General features: G+C 40.7%; 22 protein-coding genes and 1 pseudogene. 1 reads left to right on the top strand and 22 read right to left on the bottom strand.

The genetic code is table 11. The annotated features are described in order from the left end of the window. Window positions 1–4: 4 nt before the first annotated feature. The 16 genes from IGI49_RS16625 to IGI49_RS16550 all read right to left on the bottom strand — a co-directional run bounded on the left by IGI49_RS16625 (window position 5) and on the right by IGI49_RS16550 (window position 17,144). Entirely contained in the window at window positions 5–1,273 is a 1,269-nt protein-coding gene (locus tag IGI49_RS16625; RefSeq protein WP_429962584.1) for a PTS sugar transporter subunit IIC, read from the bottom strand. Window positions 1,274–1,276: 3 nt separating this feature from the next. Beyond that, entirely contained in the window at window positions 1,277–1,582 is a 306-nt protein-coding gene (locus IGI49_RS16620) for a PTS sugar transporter subunit IIB (protein WP_429962583.1), read from the bottom strand. Between the two features lie 336 nt (window positions 1,583–1,918). Beyond that, window positions 1,919–2,686 (bottom strand): helix-turn-helix domain-containing protein, encoded by a 768-nt coding sequence (locus tag IGI49_RS16615; RefSeq protein WP_429962582.1) that lies wholly within the window; start codon window positions 2,684–2,686, stop codon window positions 1,919–1,921. A gap of 17 nt (window positions 2,687–2,703) precedes the next feature. After that, complete coding sequence (locus IGI49_RS16610; protein WP_429962581.1) at window positions 2,704–3,447, bottom strand: recombinase family protein; 744 nt, start codon at window positions 3,445–3,447, stop codon at window positions 2,704–2,706. Between the two features lie 197 nt (window positions 3,448–3,644). Further along, window positions 3,645–6,872 carry a hypothetical protein gene (locus IGI49_RS16605; RefSeq protein ID WP_429962580.1) on the bottom strand — a complete coding sequence of 1,076 codons (3,228 nt, stop codon included), beginning with the start codon at window positions 6,870–6,872 and terminating at the stop codon, window positions 3,645–3,647. 110 nt (window positions 6,873–6,982) lie between these two features. Next, a complete protein-coding gene (locus IGI49_RS16600) occupies window positions 6,983–7,618 on the bottom strand; it encodes a hypothetical protein (protein ID WP_429962579.1) in 636 nt (211 codons plus the stop codon). Between the two features lie 15 nt (window positions 7,619–7,633). Beyond that, the gene (locus IGI49_RS16595) at window positions 7,634–8,518 is read right to left on the bottom strand and encodes a BsaA family SipW-dependent biofilm matrix protein (protein WP_429962578.1); all 885 of its coding nucleotides are present in this window, start codon (window positions 8,516–8,518) and stop codon (window positions 7,634–7,636) included. After that, window positions 8,515–9,291: an LPXTG cell wall anchor domain-containing protein gene (locus tag IGI49_RS16590; RefSeq protein WP_429962577.1), complete on the bottom strand. Its 777-nt coding sequence runs from the start codon at window positions 9,289–9,291 to the stop codon at window positions 8,515–8,517. Before IGI49_RS16590 ends, IGI49_RS16595 begins: the two co-directional genes overlap by 4 nt. A gap of 39 nt (window positions 9,292–9,330) precedes the next feature. After that, entirely contained in the window at window positions 9,331–10,647 is a 1,317-nt protein-coding gene (locus IGI49_RS16585) for a hypothetical protein (protein ID WP_429962576.1), read from the bottom strand. Between the two features lie 62 nt (window positions 10,648–10,709). Continuing rightward, window positions 10,710–11,681 carry a signal peptidase I gene (locus IGI49_RS16580; RefSeq protein WP_429962575.1) on the bottom strand — a complete coding sequence of 324 codons (972 nt, stop codon included), beginning with the start codon at window positions 11,679–11,681 and terminating at the stop codon, window positions 10,710–10,712. Window positions 11,682–11,694: 13 nt separating this feature from the next. Then, on the bottom strand, window positions 11,695–12,789 hold the full coding sequence (locus IGI49_RS16575) for a glucosaminidase domain-containing protein (RefSeq protein WP_429962574.1): 1,095 nt from the start codon (window positions 12,787–12,789) through the stop codon (window positions 11,695–11,697). Continuing rightward, complete coding sequence (locus IGI49_RS16570; RefSeq protein ID WP_429962573.1) at window positions 12,779–13,093, bottom strand: hypothetical protein; 315 nt, start codon at window positions 13,091–13,093, stop codon at window positions 12,779–12,781. Before IGI49_RS16570 ends, IGI49_RS16575 begins: the two co-directional genes overlap by 11 nt. Then, the gene (lepB, locus tag IGI49_RS16565) at window positions 13,090–13,551 is read right to left on the bottom strand and encodes a signal peptidase I (protein WP_429964935.1); all 462 of its coding nucleotides are present in this window, start codon (window positions 13,549–13,551) and stop codon (window positions 13,090–13,092) included. The genes IGI49_RS16570 and lepB (IGI49_RS16565) overlap by 4 nt, the downstream gene beginning before the upstream one ends. Before the next feature lie 42 nt (window positions 13,552–13,593). Beyond that, window positions 13,594–14,751, bottom strand: a complete 1,158-nt coding sequence (locus IGI49_RS16560) for a hypothetical protein (RefSeq protein WP_429962572.1) — start codon at window positions 14,749–14,751, stop codon at window positions 13,594–13,596. Between the two features lie 17 nt (window positions 14,752–14,768). Further along, window positions 14,769–15,671, bottom strand: coding sequence for a hypothetical protein (locus IGI49_RS16555; protein WP_429962571.1), 903 nt, complete (start codon window positions 15,669–15,671; stop codon window positions 14,769–14,771). 366 nt (window positions 15,672–16,037) lie between these two features. Continuing rightward, window positions 16,038–17,144: a tyrosine-type recombinase/integrase gene (locus IGI49_RS16550; protein ID WP_429962570.1), complete on the bottom strand. Its 1,107-nt coding sequence runs from the start codon at window positions 17,142–17,144 to the stop codon at window positions 16,038–16,040. Window positions 17,145–17,741: 597 nt separating this feature from the next. Here IGI49_RS16550 and IGI49_RS16545 point away from each other — a divergent pair. After that, a pseudogene (locus tag IGI49_RS16545) lies at window positions 17,742–17,984 on the top strand (integrase core domain-containing protein); the annotation flags it as partial. A 468-nt stretch (window positions 17,985–18,452) separates the two neighbouring features. Here IGI49_RS16545 and IGI49_RS16540 read toward each other — a convergent pair. From IGI49_RS16540 to IGI49_RS16515, 6 genes are read right to left on the bottom strand one after another with little or no spacing between them, the layout of a single operon-like run. Beyond that, the gene (locus IGI49_RS16540) at window positions 18,453–19,178 is read right to left on the bottom strand and encodes a winged helix-turn-helix domain-containing protein (RefSeq protein ID WP_207705411.1); all 726 of its coding nucleotides are present in this window, start codon (window positions 19,176–19,178) and stop codon (window positions 18,453–18,455) included. 24 nt (window positions 19,179–19,202) lie between these two features. Next, a complete protein-coding gene (locus tag IGI49_RS16535; protein ID WP_429962569.1) occupies window positions 19,203–20,150 on the bottom strand; it encodes a hypothetical protein in 948 nt (315 codons plus the stop codon). A 16-nt stretch (window positions 20,151–20,166) separates the two neighbouring features. Next, window positions 20,167–20,907 carry a hypothetical protein gene (locus IGI49_RS16530; protein ID WP_429962568.1) on the bottom strand — a complete coding sequence of 247 codons (741 nt, stop codon included), beginning with the start codon at window positions 20,905–20,907 and terminating at the stop codon, window positions 20,167–20,169. A 45-nt stretch (window positions 20,908–20,952) separates the two neighbouring features. Beyond that, complete coding sequence (gene lepB, locus IGI49_RS16525; RefSeq protein WP_429962567.1) at window positions 20,953–21,507, bottom strand: signal peptidase I; 555 nt, start codon at window positions 21,505–21,507, stop codon at window positions 20,953–20,955. Between the two features lie 12 nt (window positions 21,508–21,519). Then, the gene (locus IGI49_RS16520; protein WP_429962566.1) at window positions 21,520–23,712 is read right to left on the bottom strand and encodes a glucosaminidase domain-containing protein; all 2,193 of its coding nucleotides are present in this window, start codon (window positions 23,710–23,712) and stop codon (window positions 21,520–21,522) included. Window positions 23,713–23,742: 30 nt separating this feature from the next. Next, window positions 23,743–25,512, bottom strand: a complete 1,770-nt coding sequence (locus IGI49_RS16515; protein ID WP_429962565.1) for a class C sortase — start codon at window positions 25,510–25,512, stop codon at window positions 23,743–23,745. Window positions 25,513–25,530 lie beyond the last annotated feature (18 nt).

The following is a 25,530-nucleotide window of genomic DNA, read 5'->3' as shown; positions in this document are numbered from 1 at the left end:
AATCTTATTGTGCTGCTGTGTTCATTTGTGCTTCTTCTAACGCGTCCTTTTCTTCCTGTTTCAATAAAGAATTATCATAAGCCTTAAAGAATGGCAGGAAGATCAACCAAGTAACGACGAAGATTACTACACTTACTACAATTGCCCGCCAATCCTGTGTTGCCAAATAAGAGGTAATTGGATAAGGCATATACCATAATAAGAATGTTTGCGAAGGGATATTTACTAACCCTAAGGACATTGTCACGTAAGCAATGGTAGGAACAATAATACTGTTGATCCACATTGGCACCATCAAGTAAGGATTAAAAGCAATCGGTGCACCAAACACTAAGGGCTCATTAATATTGAAAATAGACGGAACAATAATCGCCTTTCCTATTGCCTTCAGCTGAGCGGAACGACTTAAAATCAGCATCATTACTGACAAGGCCAACGTGGTTCCAATTCCTCCCATCGAAGAAAAGGCATAACAGGTTTCTTGGGTAGCGATATGCAACGCTTCGCCGCCGCTTGCGACTGCTTGCGCATTTTCAGCTAGTCCTGACATATAAACCGGATAGATCACCGGCATCATTACCCAACCAGAAATCCCAAAGGTATACAAAAATACCGGAATAAAAACTGATAACACAAAACCAGGATAAGACTGAACAATTTTCGCCAATGGGCTGAAAATCAAGATAATCACATCAAAGAAATCCACTTGCATCTGGAAGGTGATCAACCAGCCGACAAACAAAACAAAGGTAATCGGCAGCAAGCTATTAAACCAGCCCACCACGAAATCTGGAATCGGTGTATCTTCATCAAAAAATGATTTCTTTACAGCTAAATTCATGACAAACGCCACGAATAGTCCCGTAACAATCGATAAGAACATCCCAGTTGATCCAAAACGAGAAAGAATAAAAATTGCTTCGCCATCCTCAGTAATCGTCGGAAACAGCAGCATCATAAACAGGACCAATGAAGTAGAACCAGAAATCAGCTTTTGTCCCCCATGACCCTTTTTTTCCATTAAATAGTAGGGGATCAAAAAAGCGACGACTAACCCATACATCCCGAAGGAAAAACTACTGATCATAGAGAAATCTGGCATTCCACTAAAAATATTCCCCAATAAAGAAACTATTGTAACTAACGAGCCAACAAATACTAAAGGCAGAGCGATCATGATCGAATCCTGAATCGCTGAAATCCACGGATTCTTCACAACCTTATTTACCTTAGGAGCAAAAGATTCCGTCATAAATTTCATAATATTATCCATTAGTTAATCCTCCATACTTAAAATCAAGTCCAACGCTTTCTCACCATTTAAGGCCCCGTAAATATTCTGCGGAATAACCGCTGCTTTCACCTGTTTATCTTTTGTCTGTTCCTGAATGTCATTTAGCATGTAAGACAGATGAGGTCCAATCAACAAGTAATCGATTTCATTAATTCGATCATCTAATTGTGATTCACTTGCTGCTTTCACTGTTACCCCAACGCCGCGCTTCTTTGCTGCTTTTCTAATAGCTGCCGCCATAAACCCACTGGAAGCGCCTGACCCGCAAATTAATAAAATATTTTTCATTTTCTCCACCGCTCTCTTTTCTTGATACTCTTATTATAGGAAGTCGTAGGTTTTCCTACAAACTTACTTTTTTCCTACGGCTAGGAAAAATGAAAAAGGACTGGAAAGGATGCTTTCCAGCCTTGATTTTTGTATGAGAATGATTTTTTATACTTTGTATATTCTTTAGGGTGGATATCCATGGTTCTCTGATTCTTTTAAATTACTTTCGCAAATCTAATTATTGAACTGGATCAATCGTCTTTACAAATTAGAAAATATTTATAGTTATTCTTCTTCAACCTCAGCCCATCAAAAAACTCAATCACAAAGCAGATGATTGAGTGGTTTGATTGACTAATTCATTGCAGAATAATACTTTAGCTCCTCTAGCTGCTGCGAGCCTTCCAGCCAGTATTCATAAAACGCACTGCTTAATTTATACCCTCTCCCCCACAAGGTGGTTATCGTTTCGCCAGTAATGCCATGGACTTCGAATTTATGCTTCAATTTGTTAATTAAACAAGACAATTGGCTCATGTTCGAAGAAGTGCTGCCATCCTGCCATAAACAATCACATAATTCTTGTCGGGACAAGACACCACTAGTGGAATAGGATTGAATCAAGCATTCAAAGACACGTTTTTCGGTTTTGGACAGACTCTTGATTAATAGTTTTAAACTATTCGGAGTAGTATTCTCTCCTTGCGTAGTAGGAAAAGTCAGAATTTGATTGCCGGTTACAACGTCTTGCTTCATCTGATATTGAAGCTCATTCATTTTTTCTCGCAGAAGTTCATAGCTGGTTTCTTTTGCTACCCAGTCCACTAAGCCTCGCTCTTGCCAGTAGGTTTGTTCCTCTTCATTTGGAATATTTTCCACCACTCGTAAAACCAGTAATGGGTGATTTTTCAACATTTGTAGAATCTGTTCCACTTCTGAGTTACACAAACTTTCGCTCAAGACAATCCATTGAAAGTAGGAAAGAAAAGGACTAACCGTGCCCGTTTTCAGACGTTTGAACAAATCTGTTGAGCATAAAATCTCACAATTCATTCGTTGTAATTTCTGGACTAGTGGTTCTTCTGCTAAGGAATTTTTCGTTAAAATAAGTACATGTTGCATGGGGACTCACCTTCTCTTCAAATTTTTGGTGGTTTCTTCTCTTTTATAGGCGGCTTTGTCTCGGTTTCTTCCGTATCAATTAATACGTTCCACAGGATAACTAACGTCACAACCACACAAATGGCGACTTGAATCCATAACTGATCAAAATAGGATTCCGCTAGCTTGATACTAAAAATTGCCAGTAGGAAACAAATGACTAAGATAATCGCTAGTTGGACTTGCTTCAACTCCTGTTGAACACGGTAGGCTGTTTCAATTGGTACTCTTTTTTGTTTAGCTACCTGTCGGACGGAGTTTTTCTCTACTAGAAGCCAGATCATTTCACGGTAAAGTTTCCGTGCCTCAGGTTCTTTACTGAATAAAGAGTAAGCATCTTTACTGCGGTCTCTCTCCTTGCCTGCTTTGACCAACACCGGATGAAGCAGTCGATCGTTGCGCAGTGACCAGCGAAAAACTTGGCGCCATTCCTCTATCGTAAGCTGAGGTAGATTCAAAACATCTAAGCTTAGTTCTTGTGTTTCTAATTGATCTAAACAAGCTAACAGCTGGCGATAATCACGGGAAACAACTTCCCAGGAAGCAATCACTAAACGGTCTCCCGGTTGGGCAAAGTTCAGTAATGCTTGGAATTCACTGGATGGTGAATGCAGGGCTTCCACCTCTTGTGCGCCATCAGAAAAAAGTTCGTCCACAGGGTAATCCTCCAGCATATCCAATTGTTGGGTCAGTTGATACCCACGTGCATAGCCTAGATTCATCGTGTCCTTCCTCTTTCTGTTGGAGTTTTTCGTCGGTTAGTGCCCGATTGTTTCCTATTTCGTAACAATCGGGTAATCTGTGTCTGCAAGTCCTGTTGGCTTCGCATTAGCGAGAACAGTAAATAGCTTTGGACTAGTACAACCAGGCCTAGTACAAGTAATAATAGATAGACCATGTTCTGTCTCGCCTCTTTCGTCTACTTGGTTTTGATTTTTCCTAGATCGTTCTTTTTGTAATCCCAGCTATAAGGTTGTGGCCCTTCTTGATTCAACTTTGGTTTTAGATAAATAGTGATGAAGTATTCTTCGTCGTTGTAAAGCTCGTCTCGCTCGAATATCAATGAAGTTTTATTGCTGTTTGCTTCTGTTTTCCCTGTGTGGCTTACGCCATTTGAGTCTGCACTTCCTAAAGTTAGATAGTTGCCTTTTATTTCATGATATTCAGGGATAATTAGCTCCAATTCCAATTCATCCAACGGATCGTCCATGTGTTCTGCATTCACAGCAATTGTTTCGAAGCTTGGATTATCGGCATTCTTTCCCGATAAAATCTTTACTTGTCTTAGCTGATCCGCATTTTCCGTTGTTGTTCCAGATACTCCATCGTAATCCTTGGTCACCATTCTTAAGTACCCTTCTTCAGGTACGACCAACTGATTGGAATCATTTACAACGACTTGACGTACGTGCAGGAGAATATCTCCAGTTAAAGTAACATCTAGCCCTCCCAGAGTTGGCTTTGTCGTTCCTAATTGATGGTTACCATCCACTCCTCCATCCCATTCGTAACGAATCATAGCTGGACCATCTGGCGGACTGGAATCAATTAGTCCGGGTTGGTTAGCTATCTTAATTGCATTAAGATTGACCACTTGAAGTTTTGCAGCATTGGTCGACTTATCTGCCAACACAGGCAATTCCGCAGCTGTTTCATGAGTAGAGTCATAATAATCATAGACACGGACATTGCCTCTATCCAAAACATCAGCAGCAGTATGTCCGCTTCTTAAACGGAACGGCAAAGAATAATCATCTGCGTAATAAACCACACCATTAGTATCAGCAGGGGTTACTTTTGGATTAGTTTCACTGTTAGGTATCGTATTTTTTGTTGTAACAAAGACCCAAACCCGGTTCTTGATTTCAATACCACTTTCTGGTTTATATACCACATCCACTGGGTAAGGCTTCGCTATAGTAGCTTCCCGCAAAGTTTTCAACTGTGCCGAATCCACCTCCACTTTTCCAGATAGTTTACTGCTGTCTATTCCATCCTCATCAATGGTTCCACTCTTTTGATTCCAAGCCATTGTTTTAGCAAACTCTTTAAATTTATTTGCATCCGGTACTATAGTGTCTATATTTTCCAATGGAACATGGAAATTTTGAGCATCAAACACATAATCATCCTCCTCGAATGTTTGAGGCGTTTTTTTATTGACTAAAGTGGATGCTGTAGATGTTTGATTTTGACTATCTGTAACAAAATAAGTTACTATTTGAGGGCCTGCTTTTGTCCGATCGAATCCTAATTTATCCCAATTAATTGGATCTGAACTTTGCATAACCCTGCCTGTCACATCATAAACAATAGATTTAGGATTCTTATTCACTCGTTCACGTAACCAGCTGATATCATAAGTATTTAACCCTTGATCGATATCAAAAGTGTCATAAACTTTAACAGCCTTAGCATCAGTTATTAGCCCATTTTTACTTCCCGTCAGCAACCACCTGTCCGTAGCTGCTTGGTTTCCACTTGCAATCCCCGAATCTGATATATCCACTTCAAAACTTTCAGGTGGTTTAATTACTGGACTCCAATCTTCATTATTAGTCAAGATAGAGACAAAACTATTTCCTTTTGTAGGTGTTCGATTCTGCGAAGACCATTTCTTATTTGTTCCAGTACTTATTTCACCAGGGTAGTTACCATAAATTACTTCATCGATAAAATGGGTCTCCTCTGTTTGAAAAGTTCCACTTAAAATAAATTGATTTCCTTTCCCAGAAAAAGTAGCAATACTTACCGGGGATACATTATTATCAGTAAAATTTAATCTTATACTGGATGCGCTCCTCCAATCAAAATTAGCGTCCATATATCCGCTGTATATTCCTGCTTGATTTCCCATTCCTGAAAAAGGACCTGAAAACTCATCTATTTGTCCTGCAAAAAAATAGCCAGAGCTATCCTTATTAAATTTTAATCTTGTTGTTTTTGGAAAAGTTTTTTCAACAGTCATTTGACCACTTTGAGGGGTAATTTTTATCAGCTCTACTTTAGTCTCTTCACCATTCTCTCTTTTATATATCTGAACATACACTGCATTATTGTTAGATATGCCATGTTCGATACTTACTCCAGAGATTTCACGTATTATTTCTGTTCGTGTAGTATTTTTTGTACTATGATTAATATCCCATCTTGATAAGCAAGTAAAGTTACCTTTGGAGGTTGATATGTTTTCTAATCCAATGATAGTATTAGCATCTACTACAAACACATCTGTTATTAAGGAATGATGAGGTCCTTGAAGAGTCATATCCCCTTCAAGTCCGGCTGGTGCTTCATACTTGTACTGATTTAATATATTGCCATTTGCATGTTCAAGAACGTGATAATGGTTCTTTTGAGTAGCATTTTTATAGATAACAGTACTGCTCATATTATTCCCTGATGAATTAACCCAATGCGTCTGTATACCTTGGTTGTCTAAATTGATTGCATTTAAGTCTACTGCTTGATTATTATCTGCTATCGATATTCCTAAAGAATTTCCATTATCGATAAAAGTGGTTGTACTTAACTTTTCTCCAACGTATAAAGCTAAAAATTCTGTTCCGCTTTTCTTAAAAAAAGAATTGTATACTGTTGATTTAGTTCCACTATGTTGACTAATATCATTGGGTGTGTTACGCACCCACTTAGAATCTAAAATTGTTCCCTCTTCGTTTTGAAGGATTATTTTAGTTTGATTTATAGCAACATAACCTGCTCCATAAGGATAAGTTGAAAAAGTTTGCATGGATATAATATTGTTATAATCAGTAATGTAGCTTTTAAGAATATAATTTCTGACTTCACTACTGAAAAGCGTTGTTTTGGCACTTTTGTTAGCGGAGATTTGTTTGGACAATGCAGAAACACTTTGGTTCGCTTGGAAATGATCATCATAAAGAGAGCCTGAAGGAAATTCTAAATTCTTTTTCCCGTCTATAGGTACTTCAAATTCATTTGTTCCGCCCTCATCCAACTTGATCGTATTTGTTGGATGTGCAGAGACCTCTTCCTTTTTATCTTTAAAACTGTTCATTCCGAATACTGAACCAATACCGATGACTACTAAAATCAAAAATATTCCGATAACTTTTTTAACCCTCTTATTGGCAAACAATGCGTAAACAGTTCTCTTCTTCTTCACTGTTTTAACCCTCCCTACAATACTCATCAAATCAATGCTTTAATCGTAAAACACTCACCTCATGAGTGTTGATTTATTTAGAAAGGACATAGGTTCCTATGCCCTTATGTTTAGTTTTCTACCTTCTTCTTTAAGGCATCATCAATTGCTTTCAACGATTGATTGGTTGGTGTACTTCCTTGCCACCAAGCATCCCGATAAGCAAATTCTGCACAGTTGACTGTTTCTACCTTTAGATAAATAGAGAAAGTAGTTTTGTCGTACTGTTTCGCTAAACTATCTGATAGTTTTATGGATTCGAACAGTTTGCTGGTCTTTTTTTTAGGTTCAACAGCTTCTTTGACATAGTAGTAATAGCCATCGCCACCATCTTTCCAATCGGTTGTTGCCATGTTCTCTAAAAGAAGGTCTTTGCCAATTACTAAGGGCAACACTTGTTTATTGGTATCCCCGACTATCGGCGCTCGAACTTCAGGCAAAACCATCACCCGAATAAACTGTTTGATTGTCCCAGTGTTTTCAATTAGGACTTCCTTCTTAACATCTTTACCTGTCTCTATTTCAGTGATGCCAGTAAAATCTTCCAATAGCTTCGTCTCAACTTGCCCAACTTGAAAATCATTAGCTTTTTGATCCTGTGCTGTCATTACCGCATAGACAAAATATCCGCCACCAATCAACAGAAGGATAAGAGCTAGTGCGAATCCTACATAAATGAGTCGTATATTTTTCTTTCGATTTCTCATCTCTTGCCTCCTTGATTAGTGCAGCTTATTTTGGTACATGTCATAGGCAAAGTCTGTGGAATTAATTCCCCAATCAGAGACTAGACTTTTCGTTATATCATGGGCATCCATCAAAGGGACCAGCTTGTACAAAGCGCCTTTATATTGGTTAGCATAGGTCGGATTCAATCGAACGCTTTTCAACAAATCCTCGGTACTTTCGTTTGGTTGCAGAATCTCTGAATAGTAGAAATATCCTTTTTCGTAATACCAATAACTTGTATCTCCGGAAGTCGGTTTCTTAGTTTGGTCAAACAGCTTGGTTGTTTGGAAATTCAACTCCATGGCTTTTAATGGTGTAGTTCGATTAGTGTCGTTATAGATGTAAGCCAAGGAATGATCATCTAATGAATTGCAGATCACTTGGTTTGCCTTGTAATACTTATTTGCATAAACACTATAGTAGTTATTGACTTTCCACGTAGCTGTATCCTTAACCTTGATCGTATTATTCGGTAAAACACTGGTAGCTGGATAAACAATCAAATTACCGTTTCCCACTTCAACAGTTGGATTTTCCCGATGATTATCTGCCACATTCGTTTCAAAACTAACAAAAAACTCATGCAAGGAAAGTCGAACAATCGCTGGTACTTCACCATCATTTTTCACTCGTATTTCTTTCTTTTTCGTTGTTCCAGGGGACCAGTGAAAAACTTGAGTAAAGTCTTCTTCCACCATTGCCGACAACTTTCGTTGATTGGCATCCGTCCGATTGACCCGTTCATCTGCGGAAGTAATCCACGCATAAGTACTGCCTACTATTAATAACAGACTTAACACCAGAGAAAAGCAGGCGAACAGGCCCTTACTGCGGACAAAGGTCTGAAACAAATGTTTTCGTTTTTCCTTTTGGTTCATTCCTGCTCCTCCTCTTGGCGTTTTTTCCATAAGAACAAGACAATCAATACCAACAATAATCCGGTCAAGAATAGATAAACCAATTCTTCACCGGTTTGCGGCAACAGCTTGTGTGCGGTCGGTGTTCCCTGACCGGTCGCTGGCAATGTGCCTGAACTGCTAGTTGAAGTACTTGGTATAGTTGGCTCTGTTGAAGGCTCGGTTGGTTTCGTCGGTTCAGTCGGTTCAGTCGGCTTTGTGGGCTCCGTTGGTTGATCTTTGGTTCCCACAAAATTCCAAGAAAAATTCAAGGTACTTTGTGCGTTTAAGTCCTCATTCGTTAAACTAGAATCGATGGTAAAAGTCGCATGCATAATTTTATCCGTACCATAGGTGCAGACCCCCAACTCTAGAGGAGTTTTACTCCAGTCTCGGCTGGCATCTCCTAACAAAGGACCGTGGTAAATTTCTTTACCATCAAGAGCCAATGTCATCATGATATGATTCTTCCAATCAACCGAACCACTGGAATCAATTTCTTCTACTAGCATTCCTAAAGAAAACGGAGCCTCAAGATCCAAACTGCGAATCGTTATTTCTTTTTCAAAAATATCTCCGGGGAGAATACCCACTAAATCAATGTAGTATTCTCCTTCAGAGGTGGCATACATCCCATCAGAATCGCCGATCACCATGCCGGGGGGAAGTGCTTTTGCCGCTTGCACGGTGGGCATGCCGCAAAAGAAGAAACAGAAACACAGGATACTGCTAAATAAAATCCTAAGTTTTCTCAACCCCTGTCACCTCTCCCTTCTTTTCATGGTGTTCATGAATTAAATGCCTGCTTTAAGTTTGGTCACAATTGCTAGAGTATCGCCTGTTGGTGTTGAACCGCCACCCAAGTGCCAGCCCGCTGTGTCAATTAATGCATCAGCATTGGCTTGGACAGCTTCCATTTTTACAACTAAATCGTAAGAAGCATTCGTATATTCTGTTCCCATCCCACTTTCAAAGACTAATTTTTCTAATAGGTTCTTAGTTGTTTCACCAGATTTTACTGGAACAGTGTAGTAGAACCAACCGTCATCTTTGTTGTATACCCACTTGTCACTACCTAGAGTAGCGATGTCTGTAACATCTGCACTGTAGCCGATACGGATTTCACTCTTGCCTAAACCATTTGTATCTGCTTGAACGCCTTTTTTACTAGTTGCTGTTGGAATTTGGTCTGCAACTGTTGCAGGTGTAACTGCCGGCAGGTCTGTAGCAGCTGCATAGCCTAATCCAGCAAAGGTATAGTCATAGTCAACACTGTAACGAACACCGTCTGTTCCGATCAACGCACGGCCAGTTGCTGCACCGTCTTCATCTGGTAGAGATGATTTTGCCCAGTTGACAGTTGTATTCTTGTACCCATTTTCATAGTAGCCATATTTCACACTGGTCAATGCAAAGTTCCAGTCTTTGGCATCCAGTTTGCTATTTTCATTAGTAACAGCGATATTGAAAGTCATCGATTGGTATTTGTTTTTACTTGCATCGTAGCCAGCATCGCCAGGATTCTTTCCAGTATTATCCGCATGAGTGAAGTATTCATGCATCATTTTTGCTTCATAACTGATTTTTTCAACACCAGTAACTGGGTCAACAGTTTTTCCACCTTTAACTAATAATTTTGCATTGTCATCTGCTGGTGTTGCCAAGCCAGTAATTTGTCCAGCTGGCACTTGAACAAAGCCATCTTTGTAGGTCTGATCCCCATTGAAGTTGATCGGCATATGTTTGTTCAAACCTGAGTCATTGGCTACATAGGTGTATTTTGCCCCTGTAACTGAACTTGCATCATACTTTTCAGCACCCAATTTATCCAAACGCTTCAACACTTCTTCGTAAGACACCCGAACAAATACGCTGGCTGTACCGGTGTTCGATACAGCAACCTCTTTCGTTGCTTCGGTTCCTGGTACCAATGGTTTTGGTTCCCACGTTTCCTTCACCGTTACGCTGTTGTCGCTTACTGCGGCAGATTCAGCCCGGTTAATCCGTTGGTCCTGCGCAGTGATCCAGGCAAACGTCCCCGAGATGGCTGCGATTAACGCTAAAGCTGCTGCTGCAGCCATCAGCTTTTTCTTCTTGTTATTCTTTTTCATTTCTTTTTCCTCCTATACATCCTTTTTTTACTTTTTATATAAATACTTGTATGAACAAGCAGTTATACCCCTCTTGGATACTTCGTTTGTTTCATTGGCCGTCTCACTGGTTCTGGTTGTAGAAAATACGCTTTAAGAACCAGGAAGAAGCTAAATGTTGATACCACACACACTAAACATAGCCACAGATTTTCCTGCACAAAGTTCAGGACACTGCCCATCTTGGGAATTACAAAGGCCACTTTTCCATAGATTCTATCCGCAGAAATCGGTGGGTCTTTACTGTTGTTGGCGTCCCCTTTGGTGACAATATAATCACCCTTTTCCCCGTTTAGTTCGTCTAACCGCTCTACCATTCTATGGGTCAGATAGCGATCTCCCTCACCTACTTGGAATGTGACAATATCGCCTTCCTTGACCTGACTGCCATCCGCCATCTTTACCAATACAATATCTCCCGCATAGAAGCCTCTTGAAGGTGAATCTGGCTGTGGCGCCATCGAATTGGTCAAAACTTGGTAGAAACGATAGCCAAAGATCGCCGCATCAGACTTCTCACTAAAGGCAAACATCAAGGAACTAAGCAAGATGCCAATCGTTAACGTATAGAAAAACAAATTGTAGAGAAACAAAAAGATTTTCCGGTTAGTCGATTTCTTTGCATTTTGCAACGGTTGCGCTGATTGTGGAGGAGTCATTTTCCGTTGTGGTCTCGCCCCTCTAGGGGGAGACATCCGCTCACGATCATACGTGTCATAAACTGGCCGCGAGTTTCGTGGTGCCAACCGATTGGACGGATAGTTTTCTGAATATCTACCTCGAGGATTTCCTCGCTGTCCATTTATTCTTCTATCCGATTCTCCATAATAGCGTTCCTCTGATCGTCTCGGATAAGATCTTTCACGATCCGAATACTCTTCTTCATAGTCAATCCTTTGCGGTGGTCGTCGATTAGAAGGGGGACGTTCACCACTGTAAGGTGATTGTTCTTCATACTCATAGTCCCGTTCTCGATACCCTCGTTGTCTCGACATATCTCCCCTTCTTTCATTGTGCCGTTCGATTGCCTGCCACCCCTTTTGCTGGTCGCTGAGCAATTGGTGGAAGAATTACCACGGATTGCTTGGTCTCGCTTGTCAAAATCTTTGGTTCCTCCGTTATACTTGATTCATTTGGTTCATTTTCTTTTTCTGTTTGAGTTACAGATGCTTCCACACTCTCACTAAACATTTCTGCTGTCGTACTTATTTCTTCTACATCTGGTTCTGCATCATACGAAGTTAAATGATAGGTTTCAATCAATGCATTTAACTTTTTATCATAGGTTGTATCTGTCGCATACTTTCCTGTGAGCGCTTTAGTTGCCACTTGATAATTTTTTGCGTTTTCTCTCCAGGTTGCTTGGTAGAAACTTGCATTTCCCGAAATTCCTTTTTTCAGTAAAGCCGCATAATCTTCTAAGGATTCTTTGTAGCTGGGATACTGTCGAAAAGCCGATTGAATCGTATACATCTGTCCATTTCCCTTGTCTTCTTGGGTATTAAATGACACGTTTTTCCCTTGATAACTCCCTTTGATACCAAACAAATTATGATGGGGTGGCCGAGCTAGTTGGCTATTGCCTGAGCCTGTTTCTAAGATAGCTTGAGCAATCATCACTGAAGCATAGAGCCCTTCATCCCAAGCAATCTTCTGTGCATCTTTACCAACAGTTTGGATAAACTCTTCCGTTGTTTGATTCTTCACTACTGAAAACTGATAATTTTCTTCGACTCTTGCGGCTGGCAACGTTGTTTGAACTTTAGTAACTGTTTCTGACATATTTGATGGGGAAACAATGGATTCTGTTGTCTGGACTTCTGTTCCTTTCGTCATCTCGCTTACTGTCGTTGTTGGGGCAGTAAATTCTCTGAATACGCTACTGCTTTCTTCTATAGAAGAAAAAGTTTCGTAAGCTCCAGGTGACTCTTCAAGTGCTTCACTAACAGTTGTCGAGCTGCTTTCTATCTTTGGTATTGCTTCTGATTGATCCGAAATGGACTCCGTCATTTCAGCCGATACCGTTTGTCGCACTTGGGTCTGATCACTTGTGACTAGACAGAGTCCAAGGATGAAACACCCCAACAAAACTTTACCCTTCACCTTGTTTCCGCCTTTCCTGCGGTCGTGGTTGTGGATGTTCTCTTGGTCTTCTTGGTCGAGCAGCAGCTTGCTTCAGCTTTAAAAGGACATTGTGATAATAAAAAGCCGATATTCGTAAATAAAAAGCCAGAAGCATCAATAATAATAGAAGAAATAATTGACTGACCGTCACAACATCCTGAAAATCGGTGAAGTAAAAAAAGATTCCTAATACAACGACTCCTAGTAACACCACCAAAGAGAAGAGCCAGTAAACCCAGTACCAAAAGGTGTACCATTCAATTTTTTCCTGCAGTGTCTTCATTTATTAATGTTCCCCTCTTGGACGATGCCTAAAATTTGTTTTTCTGAAACCAGACCAAAAATGCGACTATCCTTTGAAATTATTCGATTATCCCCTAAAACAAAGTAATAACCGTTTGGAATCGCCTGATCGCTAGAGTTGTTCCAATCAAAATCTTCTGTTGTCGATGCGAACTGATCTGCTACAAACTTTCCATCGACAAATAGTTGACCTTTTTGATAATCAATCCGTTCCCCTGGCAAACCGATCACTCGCTTCAAATACAACTCAGTTGATGCATCGGGTGGGTGCAACACGACTACATCAAAACGCTCCGGTTTGTGATGGGCCTTGACTTGCACAACTTCTTGTTCCCAAAAGGTAGGATTCATGGATTCCCCACTGACAAAGTATTTTGGATACAGCCAGTAGTACATACGGAAGCTACCAAGAAAGAGGAGATAACAAATAACAAACAGTCCTGCCAGTTTCGAAAACACCGACCACTGAAATCTCCGACCTCAACCAACCTCCTGGGCTTCTTTGACTGGCGCGTCCTGTTGCTCCCGAACCATTCGTTCCATCAATGAATTTTCTCCTTGTAGCAGATCAAAATAGGCAGCCTTGCTTAACAAGTTGTCGTAATCCATCTTCATCAGCTTCACGAAAGGCTTTCTAAACCAAGGTTGCGCGTGAACCTTTGCACGAGATTCAATCACTTGGCACTCGTACAACACAAAGTGAATGTCTTTCGCTGAAAGATTGGCCTTGATCTGTTTCACTTGATCCCGTTCGTAAACCAATTTATTGCCAGTAACTGTCATCTTTTCGGATTTATTTACTAGCTCTCCGTTCAAATGCCACATTTGCTCTAGAAAGCGGGCCTTCTGAAGCAAGTAAGTGTACTCGCGCAAACTGATCTTGATTCGCTTGTCCCAGTCACTTTCTTCCGTACTCTTTTGATCAAAGTATTGGATGCCACTGTAAAGCATCGAAAGTTCAAGTTTTTCAATCACCAATTCCAACTTTTGATTCACAGCCCGAAGCCGAGCTTTACTTTGACTTTCTTGTCGTACATTCTCTTTCTGGACTCGATCTGTAGGTAGTACAGATTCTTGAGGCTGTTCGTTTTTTTGTTTTATCAAAAGTGAGTCTTCAGTTTTTTTCTCTTCTTGAACAATCCCTTCCGAAAAGTGCTGCTCTGCCAATTCCAATAGCATCTGCTCTGCTCTCTCCAATGTGTTTTCGAACGCTGTTGTAAACTGCTGGTTCAAGCTGTCCTCCAAATGAATCGCAAAAGGAAATCCCTCTTCCCTGAAAACCAATGGAATAAAATCAAAGCGATAAACTTGTCGACCATATTTTGGTTCTTCAGTCTGAGCCTTCAACCAAGCAAACTGTGGGAAAAACTGATGCAGGGCTTGCCAAAAGGCTTTCCAATTCAAGGTACCTGGCATTAGTAACAATTCAACATGGTAGCTGCTATTCATTAATCGAAATAATTGCTCAAAGTGCTGGTAAATCTTTTGTCGTTGGTCGTCATTCAACGTGCCGTGTGGGGCATACAAATACTCGCAGGCTCTTTCGATTTCTTCTAATAGCTGTTGCTCGATCAGCTCCTCTTGCATAATTGGAGCAGGTGTCGGAAAAAGGGTGAGTTGATTCTGCGATTGCTTCATCGAAAAGCTCCCCTCTTCTATTCGTCTTCCAATAATGCATCGCTGTTAGCTAACAAGCGGACGAAAAATTGGGTGGTTTCTTCTTGTACTGAGCGCAGACGTTTGCGGTAATTTTTGATTTCCTGCTTCATAACTCTCAGTTCCAACGAAGCATCATGGATGACTTGATGCGCTTCCTGCTCCGCTTGACCACGAATTCCTTTGGCTTCATACTCTGCCCGTTCTAAAATTGCTCGTTCTTGTTTTTTGGTCTCAATCAAGATCGTAGCCAATTCCGCTTTCATCTCTTCATTTTCTTTTTGCGTTTGTTTCAGTTCTTCGACTTGCCGTCGTGCTTGGATCAGCGCTTCTGTTTGATTCGTTTGACTATCTTTCAAGTCAGTCTTCAGTTGTTCTATTTGTTTCGATAATTCGTTAATTTCACGATTTTTTTCGTTTTCTAAAGTCATTAACTCTTGTTGCTTTTCTTCTTTTGCCTGCTTCATCTCGGATTGATACTCTTGAAGCATTTGATCTTTTTCTGATAACGTCGTGGCCATAGAGCTCATTTCGGATTGCTTGACTTCCAGCTGATGCTTCAACTGAGCCACCGTTTCTTCCAGTCGTTCAACCTCTTGTTGTAACGGCGGATTCTGGTGGATAGGCCGATCATTCTCTAAGTTTGAAGCAGTGGGTAGTTCAGACTCTCCCTCATAGCGGCTGTCATAACGCTCATCCGTAGAGGGCTCCGATCTCCTACGTGAGCGACGGTCTACACGGTCATGCTCCCGATAATTTTCTACTGGCCGTTCATATTCTTCTTCAGGATAAGCCTCATACCCATAATCATCCTCATAGCCTTCATCATAGTCATCGTAAAAATAATCATCTTGAGCTGTTTCCTGATAGGTATCCTTCTTCTGTTTTCCGAAACCAAACATACGCTTCCTCCTCTATCCACTGACCCCTAAATAATGTTTTTTGATAATTTACTTTGTTTCATCTATACTTTTAGAGAGCAAAAAAAAGCAGCTCTTCTTTCGTAGTCTTTAGAAGACTATGAAACCTTCTGAAAGACCCATCAGACCAACAAAAAGAAGCCGCCAACTGACGGCAGCTGACGGTATAAAAAGCTTATTTTCTCAAGCCAATAACTTAACCCGATAATTTTTTTACAAAACGATGAAAAACAACAACAGAAAAACTAAAAATCTCTCGTTTACTGATCGAATTGATATGTAAGCGTTTCCTTTAAAAAATATAAAAAAAGCCTCTCCAAAAAAATTGTTCATTTTTTTGAAAACGTTTTATTTAATTGCCTTTTCCATTTGATCGACCACCTGGAATCGCTGTTCCATTAAAGATCCAGCATATGTATCTAGCGTCATTTGAGTGGAGCTATGTCCCATTAGGGCACTCACACTCATGATGTCTCCCCGACTCTCTAGACAACGAGTCGCAAAGGTATGTCTCAACTGATGGAAATGGATGGTCGTTAATTTCGCTTTCTCGCGGATCCGATGAAAATGATAGGTCAACAACCTTGGTTCGACGGGGTTCTCATTGTTAGTGAGAACAAATTCTCCCTTTGCCTGCTGTTTCTGTTGCCACAAGACTTTTTTCACCAGTTGACTCATAGGAATCAACCGAGTAGAAGAAGCCGTCTTCGAACTGGTATAAATAAGACCTGTTTTTCTCTCATCAAACAGCCCAATAATACGTTGTACCGTTGAATGGACATGAATTAAATTGTTCTCAAAATCAACATCTTTCCAAGTTAATGCCGAAATCTCTCCAATTCTCAAACCAGCATGAAGAGCCAATAAGGTTGGGAGTCCTTGTCCATTTTTTGTCGATAAAGCAGTCGTTTCTAATCGTTTTTGTTCTTGCTTCGTAAGGGCCTGATTTCTATTCTTCACAAGTTTAGGCAATTGGACTAAAGCAAATGGATTCTCTTTAATCATCTTTTTCCGAATAGCTAGATTGATACATTGTTTCGTAATACGGAAAACAGCATGAATGGTGGAAGGCTTCAGCCTACGCTTCTCTAAGTCTTTCAATAAGAGTTCTGCTGCTCCTTCATCCAATTCGTTCAAACTATAGTCACCAAGCACATTTAGTACATAATGCTCCAGCTTGTGCACATAATTCGCATAGGTGGACTGTTTCACATTGGATTGAATTTCTTGGAGCCAAAGATAGCCCCACTCATTAAAAGTAATTGCGGCTTCTCCATGATTCGTCTGAATCAGTTGATACTGCAGCTTTAAGGGGTACAGCTTTTCACGGACCTCTTTTAATGTTTTGCCATACACCGATCCATATTTAGTACGGCCATTGGCTTTTTTTCCTTTGGGATAGCGACCTTCCCAACGTTTGTCTTTGCGGCGATAAATGTTTTCACCTCTGCGCAACCTCTTCACTTCCTTTCTATAGAAACGACGGCGGTTTTGACGGTAAATAGGAATGGCCGTCTTTTCCAGCCTTTTGCGTGATTTCTCTCTTCAGTCATCGTTCTAAAAAGAGCCAAAGAAATAATTATAATTATTTTTATAAAACATATTGCGTATTCCTACCTCCTAATCTATAATTAGAATAGTTAATAACCTATAAATTTAAATAAACATAATTACTTAACGAAACATCTCATGGTCTTCTAAAAACTAAGAAATAATATCAACTTTTCCAGCCATTCATCATTATTGAATGGCTTTTTTTATTTCCAAAGAATAATAAGCCCTAGTACATTATAGCGATTAACTGGATCAAAAAAACGATAATTTTTATTAGATACACCAAATAATTTGATGAAAGTTAGTTTTCTAGCTTCATTCTCCTCAAAATCCTTGTAAGCGTCAGATCAGTTTTTTCCAAAGAAGTTGAGAATATATTTCGTAGCTTGGATACAGTCAGACATTTGAAAAATTTAGAAATAGAAACTAGAAAAGCTATTCACAGTAAAGAAACTGACCCAGTAAATAAAAGGGCATCTTTAATTGAATTCAGGTTAATCGGTTTATACCTCTTACGATTATAAGAAACAAGTAAAAACAACAGGCATTACCATGAGTATGTCCCGCAAAGGAAAACCCTCAGATAATGCCTGCAATCAAATCGTTTCATGTCTCGCTAAAGTCTGAAACGTTCTACTTAGATTAGTTAACGTATGAGCCTCCATCTATTGTAATAGAAACGGTGAAGAATACCTTGCTTATTACAATGAACAACGAATTCAACAAAAACTAGGCTACTAATCACCGTATAATATCGGAAATCACCAACCTAGGATAATACTTTTTTATTATTGTCTCAGTATTTTAGGTCTGTTCCTTGCTTATCAACAGACTTTTTTATTTTTGGGATAGCGCTATGATAAACTCACTGCCCTTTCCTAATGCACTTATAACACCTATTTTTCCATTGTATTGCTCTGTGATTATCTTAGCGAATGCTAAACCTGAACCGTTCAATCAACTACCTAAGTAATCGAAATATTTTTCCATAAAGCAAAGCCTGTGTTTTGTGCTTCAAGTATTACAAGAGGTATTTCGACTCGCTAGTCATCTTACTACCATACGATTCACATTTTATCTCTCTTGCTTATCAAGAACCTTTAAAACTGCAAACTTATCTTTTAGCCATCCAAAAAAACCGCGCACAACCTCTTCATTTTTAAAACAAATGGTTGTTGCACAGTTTTTTTCAGTATTATATTAATTGACTTAGTAAAATATTTGGGCATAAGAGGCACACTGCTGATAGAAGTAGTCACTCATCTGATACCCTCTTCCCCAGTGGGTCACGATAATTCTTCCATCTACCCCTTGTTTTTCAAATTTACGCTTAATTCGATTGATCATACACGAAAGCTGACTCATGTTTGAGGCAGTATCGCCCTCTGCCCAAATTTTTTCACAGAGTTCTTTTCGTGTTATGACTTCTCCCTGTGCTCGGACCAGAAGATTCATCACCATTTGTTCCTTGCCGGTAAGACGAATATTGGATGAATCAAAATCACTCTTGCTCTCTGAATAAGGAAAAGGAACCACACGTTGACTAGGCTCACGCATTTGGCTTCGTTTTATAGTAGCTAAAGCAATTTTCTCTCGAATAGTCTCTAGTGAATCTTCTTCTGATAGATAGCACTGCAATCCCAACTCTATCCATTTTTTCCGTTCCTCTTCAGAGGGCTCCTGTTCAACCTCCCGCAAGACAACCAGTGAATAGTCTAGAAATGCCTCCAATAGACTCTGGACTTCGTCATCACAAATGGTTTTACCAAAAATAACCGTTTGAAATTGCTGCGAAACAAATACAGGTACTCCAAAACGTTGAATTTGATCCAACAACCAAGTGGAACACCAGACTTCATCATTTAATCCCTGTATTTTCTTTTGTAATGTTTGATTTGCTAAAATATTTTTTGTTAAAAGCAAGGCTTGACTCATTGGCTTCTCCTTCTTTCATCAGATTTATTGTGCTTCTTTTTGTGTAATTTTTGTAGTGGCCAGCTTGTCGACTCGCTGCTGTAATTCTTTGAAAATTTCCAGTACATCACGTTTGGATTCATTGACCTCAAAGGAAATTTCTTTTGCCCGGTCGTAAACCACTTCTAAGTCTTCTTCTGCCGAACGAATCATCGTCTCTGCGTCCATCTTGGCTTTTTCAATGGTTCGATTCGCTTGCTTGCGAGCCGAAACCAACACTTCGCCAATTTCCAGCTGAGACCGAATTGCTTCTTCCTTCAGCTCATTGTTTTCTTTTTGCAGCTCTTCCAGTTGATGCTGCATCTGTTGAATAGCCGCTTGATCAATCACTTGATCTGAACTTTCTAGTATAGAATTTAAAGCTGCATCTTTTTCTATGATCATCTGTTTCAGTTCATTTAGTTTTTGGTCCCTATCCGCCAGTTTTGCTTGCAGCTGCTGATTCTTCTGCTCCATCTCGGCGGCATTAGCCTGCTCCTTTAAAGCTTCTTTCAGCTTCTGGACATCACTCTTCAATTTTTGTGCTTGCTGCTGAGTCTGCTCTTTTTCTGTCTCTACTACACTTAATTGGCTGCGCAAATGTTCCTGCTCATTCATCAATTTTTGCACTTCGATCCGTCGGTCTGTTTGTTGCTGAATAATTTCCCGCTCCCTCTCTTCTGCCATGCGTTGCAATTCATCTTGTAAACGAATCACCTCTGACGGAGTTGCTTCTGCTTGGTGATTACTTCTCTCACTTGCCTTTTTCGTGGTTTGTTCTGCCAGTCTCTCACTCGTTCTTTCAATTGGTCGTTGCACAGGCTTCTCTCCGTTCTTTTCCATTGAGTAAACATTTGATCCCAGTTCTTCGATCCGATTTTCTGGAATTGCATTGATTTCGTCTACAATACTTTTATTGAAAAACCAACTGTTCTTTTTCTTGTTTGACGACATAGGACCCCTTCTTTCTTTAGTCTTCTGGCACTTGTACAAATTCTTGATCATCACCAGTCCGGGTAAACGTCCGATGATGCATTTGCTCCTTTTGATCAGCTCCAGTAAGATGCATTTGGAAGGTGATCTGTGTTAAATGAGGTACCGCTTCGGCTTCTTTGACAAAGTCCAACTGGTTACTTTCCAGTGTTTCCTGCTGATTCTGTGTCACTGAATGCCCCATCAAAGCAATACTCAGTGTTTTTGAAGGAATATCCAATACAATCAAGGTAGAGGATAAGCCGAAATACGGTTCTGCTTTGGCGGACAACTCGTTTTCTATCTCATACTGTTGCTTGCGATTTTCATGTTCAAAAAGCGCTGGCCAATCGTACGTTCCCAGACCTAATCCATTTTCAGGGTAGGCTTGAATCGGCAGATCATTAATAAAGCGTCGTTGCTCCTCCCGCATCTTATAGAGCTCATCTTTAGTCTGGGCATTTTTCTGATTGATGGCATACAGCTGATTCTCTAATTCAAAAAGATTATAAGTACTTAACAGTACCCCCATGGCCAAAAGAAAACATAAAAACAACAGATAAGACACATGTTTTTCTTGTTCCAGATACTTCACGTACGCCAGTTTTCTGTAAAATGATGGCGGCTGTCCCTTTTGCTTCTCAATTTTTTTTAGACGTGAGGTCATTACAAAGCGATAAAGGACAATGATGAACGCAACAATCACCAGTCCCACACTTAGAATGTTGATAATAAACATGTGGCTTCCCCTTCTCTTCCTTCTTCTCTTTGCGCCTGCCCTTTATTAATTTATTGCAGCAAGCTGCCATTGGACAATTCCTTCGATTTCGGTCTGCCTCACCAAACCAAAACTTCGACTATCCTTGGAGACATCCACATGGTCGCCAATCACGAAATAGCAATCCTCTGGAATCTTCGTTAAAGGTTGCATGGCTTTGGCTGCTGCAGGGTTCATTTGAAACGTATAGATGGTTTCAAATTTTTCTGGCTCTCCGATGTTTAGGATCATCCGGTTATTTTTAATCAGGATTGTATCCCCTGGCATTCCCACTACCCGTTTCACAAACATATCCGGTTCTTTCGGTACATCGAATACAATCACTTCGTAGCGGCGAATAGTTCTTTGTTTTCTTACCAGCACAGCGTCTCCATCATGTAAATTTTGTTCCATCGATGTGCCGGAAACCCAATGAATACTAAAATGTTTACGCAGCTGGGCATCGATCAGAAAGAAACTGGTTGCCCCCACAACCAACAGGTAAAGCATCGCTACGACTTTAATTAGTTTCTTTTTTTTGTGCGCATCGATTTGTGAGCGCTGCCTTGATCTTCTGCTCATGTACCGCTCCTCTTACTTTGGTTGAATGTAGGATACTTGATTGGAGAGAGCCAAGTCGTTGCTGATAACGCGATAGGAAATGATTGTCCCACCATAGACGTTCCCTTCTGAAATCAAAATCCCCTCTGATCCCACCGCTTCCACAAAAGCTACATGGCCATAACGAGTATCTGATCCAGCAGTTCCAGGACTAAAGGAAATCAACCAACCAGCTTTTGGTTGTTGACTCACCTTGTATCCCAAACGTTGGCCTGTTGCTCCCCATTCGCCGCCGTTGCCCATAAACTCATCGACTGATTTACCTAACTGTTTCACTCGATTGTAGGCATACCAAGTACATTGGCCGACTGGATAAGAGCCTGAGCTGTTGTAATTTTTTCCATCATAATCCGGGAGCTTCATCCGTTCTTTATACTCAGCAGGAATTTCTGATTTCCCCTTAATAAATACACTGGAATCCGTCGCTTTGGGCCGGTCAAATTCCGTTAAGTGATAGACTGCAATCAGAGAATTCAGCTTCTGATTGTATTCTGTATCGGTCGCATAGCTTCCAGTTAAAGAGGTGGTGGCATTCAAATAATTTTTAGCTTTAGAACGCCAGGTTGGTTGATAAAAGGCGCTGTTACCGGAAATCCCTCCTCGCAGCAAGCTGACATAATCACCTAAAGACGCCGCATAATTGGGATATTTTCGAAAAGCAGATTGAATTTGATACAATTCGCCATTTCCTCGATCTTCACTGGTCGCAAAAGAAACCGATTGTCCTTGATAGGTTCCCTTAACCCCAAACAAATTGTAATGAGGAGGTAAGGAAAGTCCACTTGTACCTGAGCCGCTTTCCAAAATAGCTTGTGCAATCATCACTGAGGCAAACACATCGTATTCCAATCCTAGCGTTCGTGCATCCTCACTAATTGAGTCCACGAAGGCTTGTGTTGTTGCACTAGCTCGAAACTCTTTAGAAGCAGGATAGCTGGCAAGAACCTGTTGACCTTCTGCGGTGAGCTGAACCTCCGGTAATGCCTGCGCATAAAGATCCTCCTCCAGCTCATTGAGTAAACGAACCACAGCTTGTCGTTCCTTGATTGATTCTATTGATTTTTCTGATTTGGTGGATTCTTCGTTTTCTTCCAGCGGTTCTTCTTTGTCTTTACTTTCTTTTTCTACCTCAACATCTGCCAACGTAAGATAGCTGTTGTTGCCTAAATAGATTCCCACCAACTTCTCCCCTTGGCTCTGATAAAGGAGCATTCCTGCTTGCAGGTCTTCCTCGTTTATTTTCTGGTTTTCTGCTGGTAAGGTTGTTCCATACAAATCTTGATACAACTCGTTGAAAAATGCGACTGGCTCCAAGCCTTCTTCTTGAGGATACCCCACTTGTTTAATTGCCCCATATATCCATACAGCTATTTCTTGGCGTTCGAACGTAGACAATAGTGGCAGTTCAAATAACCCTAAATCTGATTCGGCCAGTTGTTCTGCTTTCCATTCATTAGGAAGGTTAAGCGTACTGGTAGCTGATAACGCTTGGTCTCGTGTTCCATTAGTTAAACGAGGTGCCTGTACCGTAGACGGAATTGCTGGCGGCACTTGTACTGGTGTTACCTCAGCTGGCGATGATATTTCTGACTCCGACTCACTGGAGGGAGGTACCTGTTCTTGTTCCTCTGAAGTCGATGTACTAGTGCTGCTTTCTGTTGAAGGAATCGTCTCCCCTTTGCTGCTGGTTTCGGTTGAACTGGATGTTTCCTGGGTCGTAGTTGTTTCCGTCGATGATTCTGTAATTGAACTGCTGGTTGTGCTTGTTGTTGACTCACTCATTGATCCACTGCTTGTTTCACTTGTGATTTCGCTACTTGAGCTAGTCGTTGAATCGGTTGTAGGATCAGTCACACTTGCTTCACTAGACATACTACTGATTAATCCACTCGATTCCGTTGATGCTTCTGGATTCACTTCTTTTATAGCAAACTCTGCGGTTGGCTGAGCTATCGGTTCAGCAGCTTGTGATGCTGGCGGTTCTTCTATGGTGACTGTCGGCGCCTCTTGGACATGTTCCGTTGAGGGGGCAGTCGCTGGTGCGGTTGACTCTGAAGAGTGGCGTACTGTTTCCAGCTCTCCCGCCTTCAAGACGCCACCTCTTAAACTAAAGAGTGAGACACCCAGCAATAACAGCGCACAAATTCCTCCAGCAGTTTTTTTCATCTTGTTTTCTCCTATCCCTGTCTTCCTTTTTTAAATCAAACTGAAAAATAAAATGGGCAATAAGAACAATAAAAATAATGGCACGACGGTTTGTAATGGATCACTAATGATCTTAGCTGCCAAGGTCATGCTCCAATGGTCCGTTGTGGTAATCGGATCTTCCTTCAAAATCGCTCCATCCACCTTGGTATTCGCTCTCGTTAAGTTCATTTGATCAAATAAATCCTCTTCAGCTTCTCTCAACGGTAAAATACTTTTTAGATTCCCTTGAACCAGTCGGCGATAGATTGTGCCAATGTCCCCTTCACACCGTAATAGGGTCAGTAGTGCCCGATTATTTGCCGGATTCTTCTCAACATAGTCCACTTCTGTCTCCTCAATAATTTTGTTTAAGGAAACCTCATAGACATAAATATCTTTGAAATCTGTCGTGTAGATCAGATCGCCTTTTTTTAAATTTTGAATTCGGTGCAGCAGAACATCTTTATCAAAAATATTATGGGCCAACAGCACATAATTCCCTCGGCCCAGCTGCTGATCTAGACGATACGTCGCCGCCCCGCTAAGAAGATTTTCATTGGCTAAACCTGCCAGGATTGGTAAATCTATCGACACTTTGGGAATAACAATTTTACCTACTCCCCAATTATTGGTTGTTGTCTGAATGGCTGATTTTGCTTTCGCATAATCCGAAATTTTTACACTGGCAATTTGTTTCTCCTCATAAGTGGCCTGTGAGATCTTGTCCAGATTGAAACTGCTCAGCTCTTCTGATTGGCCGATATTGACTGACGCATACGCTGGCTCTTGTTCCATCTGAAGATACCCGTAAATTGCTGTACACATGACGGCTACCATACTAATAAATAGTAAAATGAATAAGGTTTTTGTGACTAGGAACAATCGTTTCAGACGTTTTCTCGCCTTTCTTGCGACCAGGGGATCATCCGAACGGAAGCGCCGAATATTGTATTGATAAATCCCCATTAATAGAAGAAAGATTGCGACATTACTGCCCAACGTGGCCAAAACAATATTTTGATAGCTCCATTGATTACGCTGTTTTACCTTTCGCTGCATCGCCTCGTTGTAGTCCACCCGATGACCGGTTACTAGAAGCCGAAAGGTGTTGATTCCTGGAGGCGTACAGGTTAACAGCGTCACCTTATCCTTTTTGGGTTGGATCTTGATTTTATCGGCGTCTGTCGGCAGAATCTCTTCGAAGGAGTCAATTTCATAGGCCAACCGTTTGCCTAAAATATTGATGAAAAATAAATCGCCTTCTTTTAAGTTACGTATGTCGGTAAAGAGTACTTGGTTACGGACACCGCTATGACCCGTTATTACCGCACGCGTATCTTTGCCGCCGATGGGAATCGAGGTCGGTTCAAAATGCCCTAGGCCCTTATCCAAGGTCTTAAAGGAAGTCCCGTGATAAAAAGGCATCTGTTTGATATCAATCGCCGGAATATCAATGGTGCCCATGACATCTCCCTGCTTCATGATGCTGTTGTAAACAATCGGTTCCCCTGTGGTTTTTCCCTCTTGTTTATTGAATATGTAGTGATTGTATTCTTGTGCCAGCTGCAGCTGTTTCTCTTTGTCTGCTTTTGACATTTTTCTCATGGTGTCATCGTATTGGCTGACCGCTTGACTGCGTTCTCGATTGGCCAGATAATTCCCAACAATTGGGTACAAGAGTGTCAGAATCCCTCCGAAGATCATCAACAGTGCAAAGTTTTTAAGCAACGAATTTCTTCGTTTGTTTTTTTCCCGCTTCACACTGGTTCCTTCTTTCATCTAAGTTCGTTTTACACT

Source organism: Enterococcus sp. AZ071, from assembly GCF_050499065.1.
Taxonomy (GTDB): Bacteria; Bacillota; Bacilli; order Lactobacillales; family Enterococcaceae; genus Enterococcus_A; species Enterococcus_A ferrettii.
This window is presented reverse-complemented; position numbering and strand designations above follow the sequence as displayed.

Excerpts from the sequence above, each read along its gene's own strand:
- IGI49_RS16625 (WP_429962584.1), bottom strand. The coding sequence starts at position 1,273 with ATGGATAATATTATGAAATTTATGACGGAATCTTTTGCTCCTAAGGTA.
- IGI49_RS16620 (WP_429962583.1), bottom strand. The coding sequence starts at position 1,582 with ATGAAAAATATTTTATTAATTTGCGGGTCAGGCGCTTCCAGTGGGTTT.
- IGI49_RS16615 (WP_429962582.1), bottom strand. The coding sequence starts at position 2,686 with ATGCAACATGTACTTATTTTAACGAAAAATTCCTTAGCAGAAGAACCA.
- IGI49_RS16610 (WP_429962581.1), bottom strand. The coding sequence starts at position 3,447 with ATGAATCTAGGCTATGCACGTGGGTATCAACTGACCCAACAATTGGAT.
- IGI49_RS16600 (WP_429962579.1), bottom strand. The coding sequence starts at position 7,618 with ATGAGAAATCGAAAGAAAAATATACGACTCATTTATGTAGGATTCGCA.
- IGI49_RS16595 (WP_429962578.1), bottom strand. The coding sequence starts at position 8,518 with ATGAACCAAAAGGAAAAACGAAAACATTTGTTTCAGACCTTTGTCCGC.
- IGI49_RS16585 (WP_429962576.1), bottom strand. The coding sequence starts at position 10,647 with ATGAAAAAGAATAACAAGAAGAAAAAGCTGATGGCTGCAGCAGCAGCT.
- IGI49_RS16580 (WP_429962575.1), bottom strand. The coding sequence starts at position 11,681 with ATGTCGAGACAACGAGGGTATCGAGAACGGGACTATGAGTATGAAGAA.
- IGI49_RS16570 (WP_429962573.1), bottom strand. The coding sequence starts at position 13,093 with ATGAAGACACTGCAGGAAAAAATTGAATGGTACACCTTTTGGTACTGG.
- IGI49_RS16560 (WP_429962572.1), bottom strand. The coding sequence starts at position 14,751 with ATGAAGCAATCGCAGAATCAACTCACCCTTTTTCCGACACCTGCTCCA.
- IGI49_RS16555 (WP_429962571.1), bottom strand. The coding sequence starts at position 15,671 with ATGTTTGGTTTCGGAAAACAGAAGAAGGATACCTATCAGGAAACAGCT.
- IGI49_RS16540 (WP_207705411.1), bottom strand. The coding sequence starts at position 19,178 with ATGAGTCAAGCCTTGCTTTTAACAAAAAATATTTTAGCAAATCAAACA.
- IGI49_RS16535 (WP_429962569.1), bottom strand. The coding sequence starts at position 20,150 with ATGTCGTCAAACAAGAAAAAGAACAGTTGGTTTTTCAATAAAAGTATT.
- IGI49_RS16530 (WP_429962568.1), bottom strand. The coding sequence starts at position 20,907 with ATGTTTATTATCAACATTCTAAGTGTGGGACTGGTGATTGTTGCGTTC.
- lepB (WP_429962567.1), bottom strand. The coding sequence starts at position 21,507 with ATGAGCAGAAGATCAAGGCAGCGCTCACAAATCGATGCGCACAAAAAA.
- IGI49_RS16520 (WP_429962566.1), bottom strand. The coding sequence starts at position 23,712 with ATGAAAAAAACTGCTGGAGGAATTTGTGCGCTGTTATTGCTGGGTGTC.
- IGI49_RS16515 (WP_429962565.1), bottom strand. The coding sequence starts at position 25,512 with ATGAAAGAAGGAACCAGTGTGAAGCGGGAAAAAAACAAACGAAGAAAT.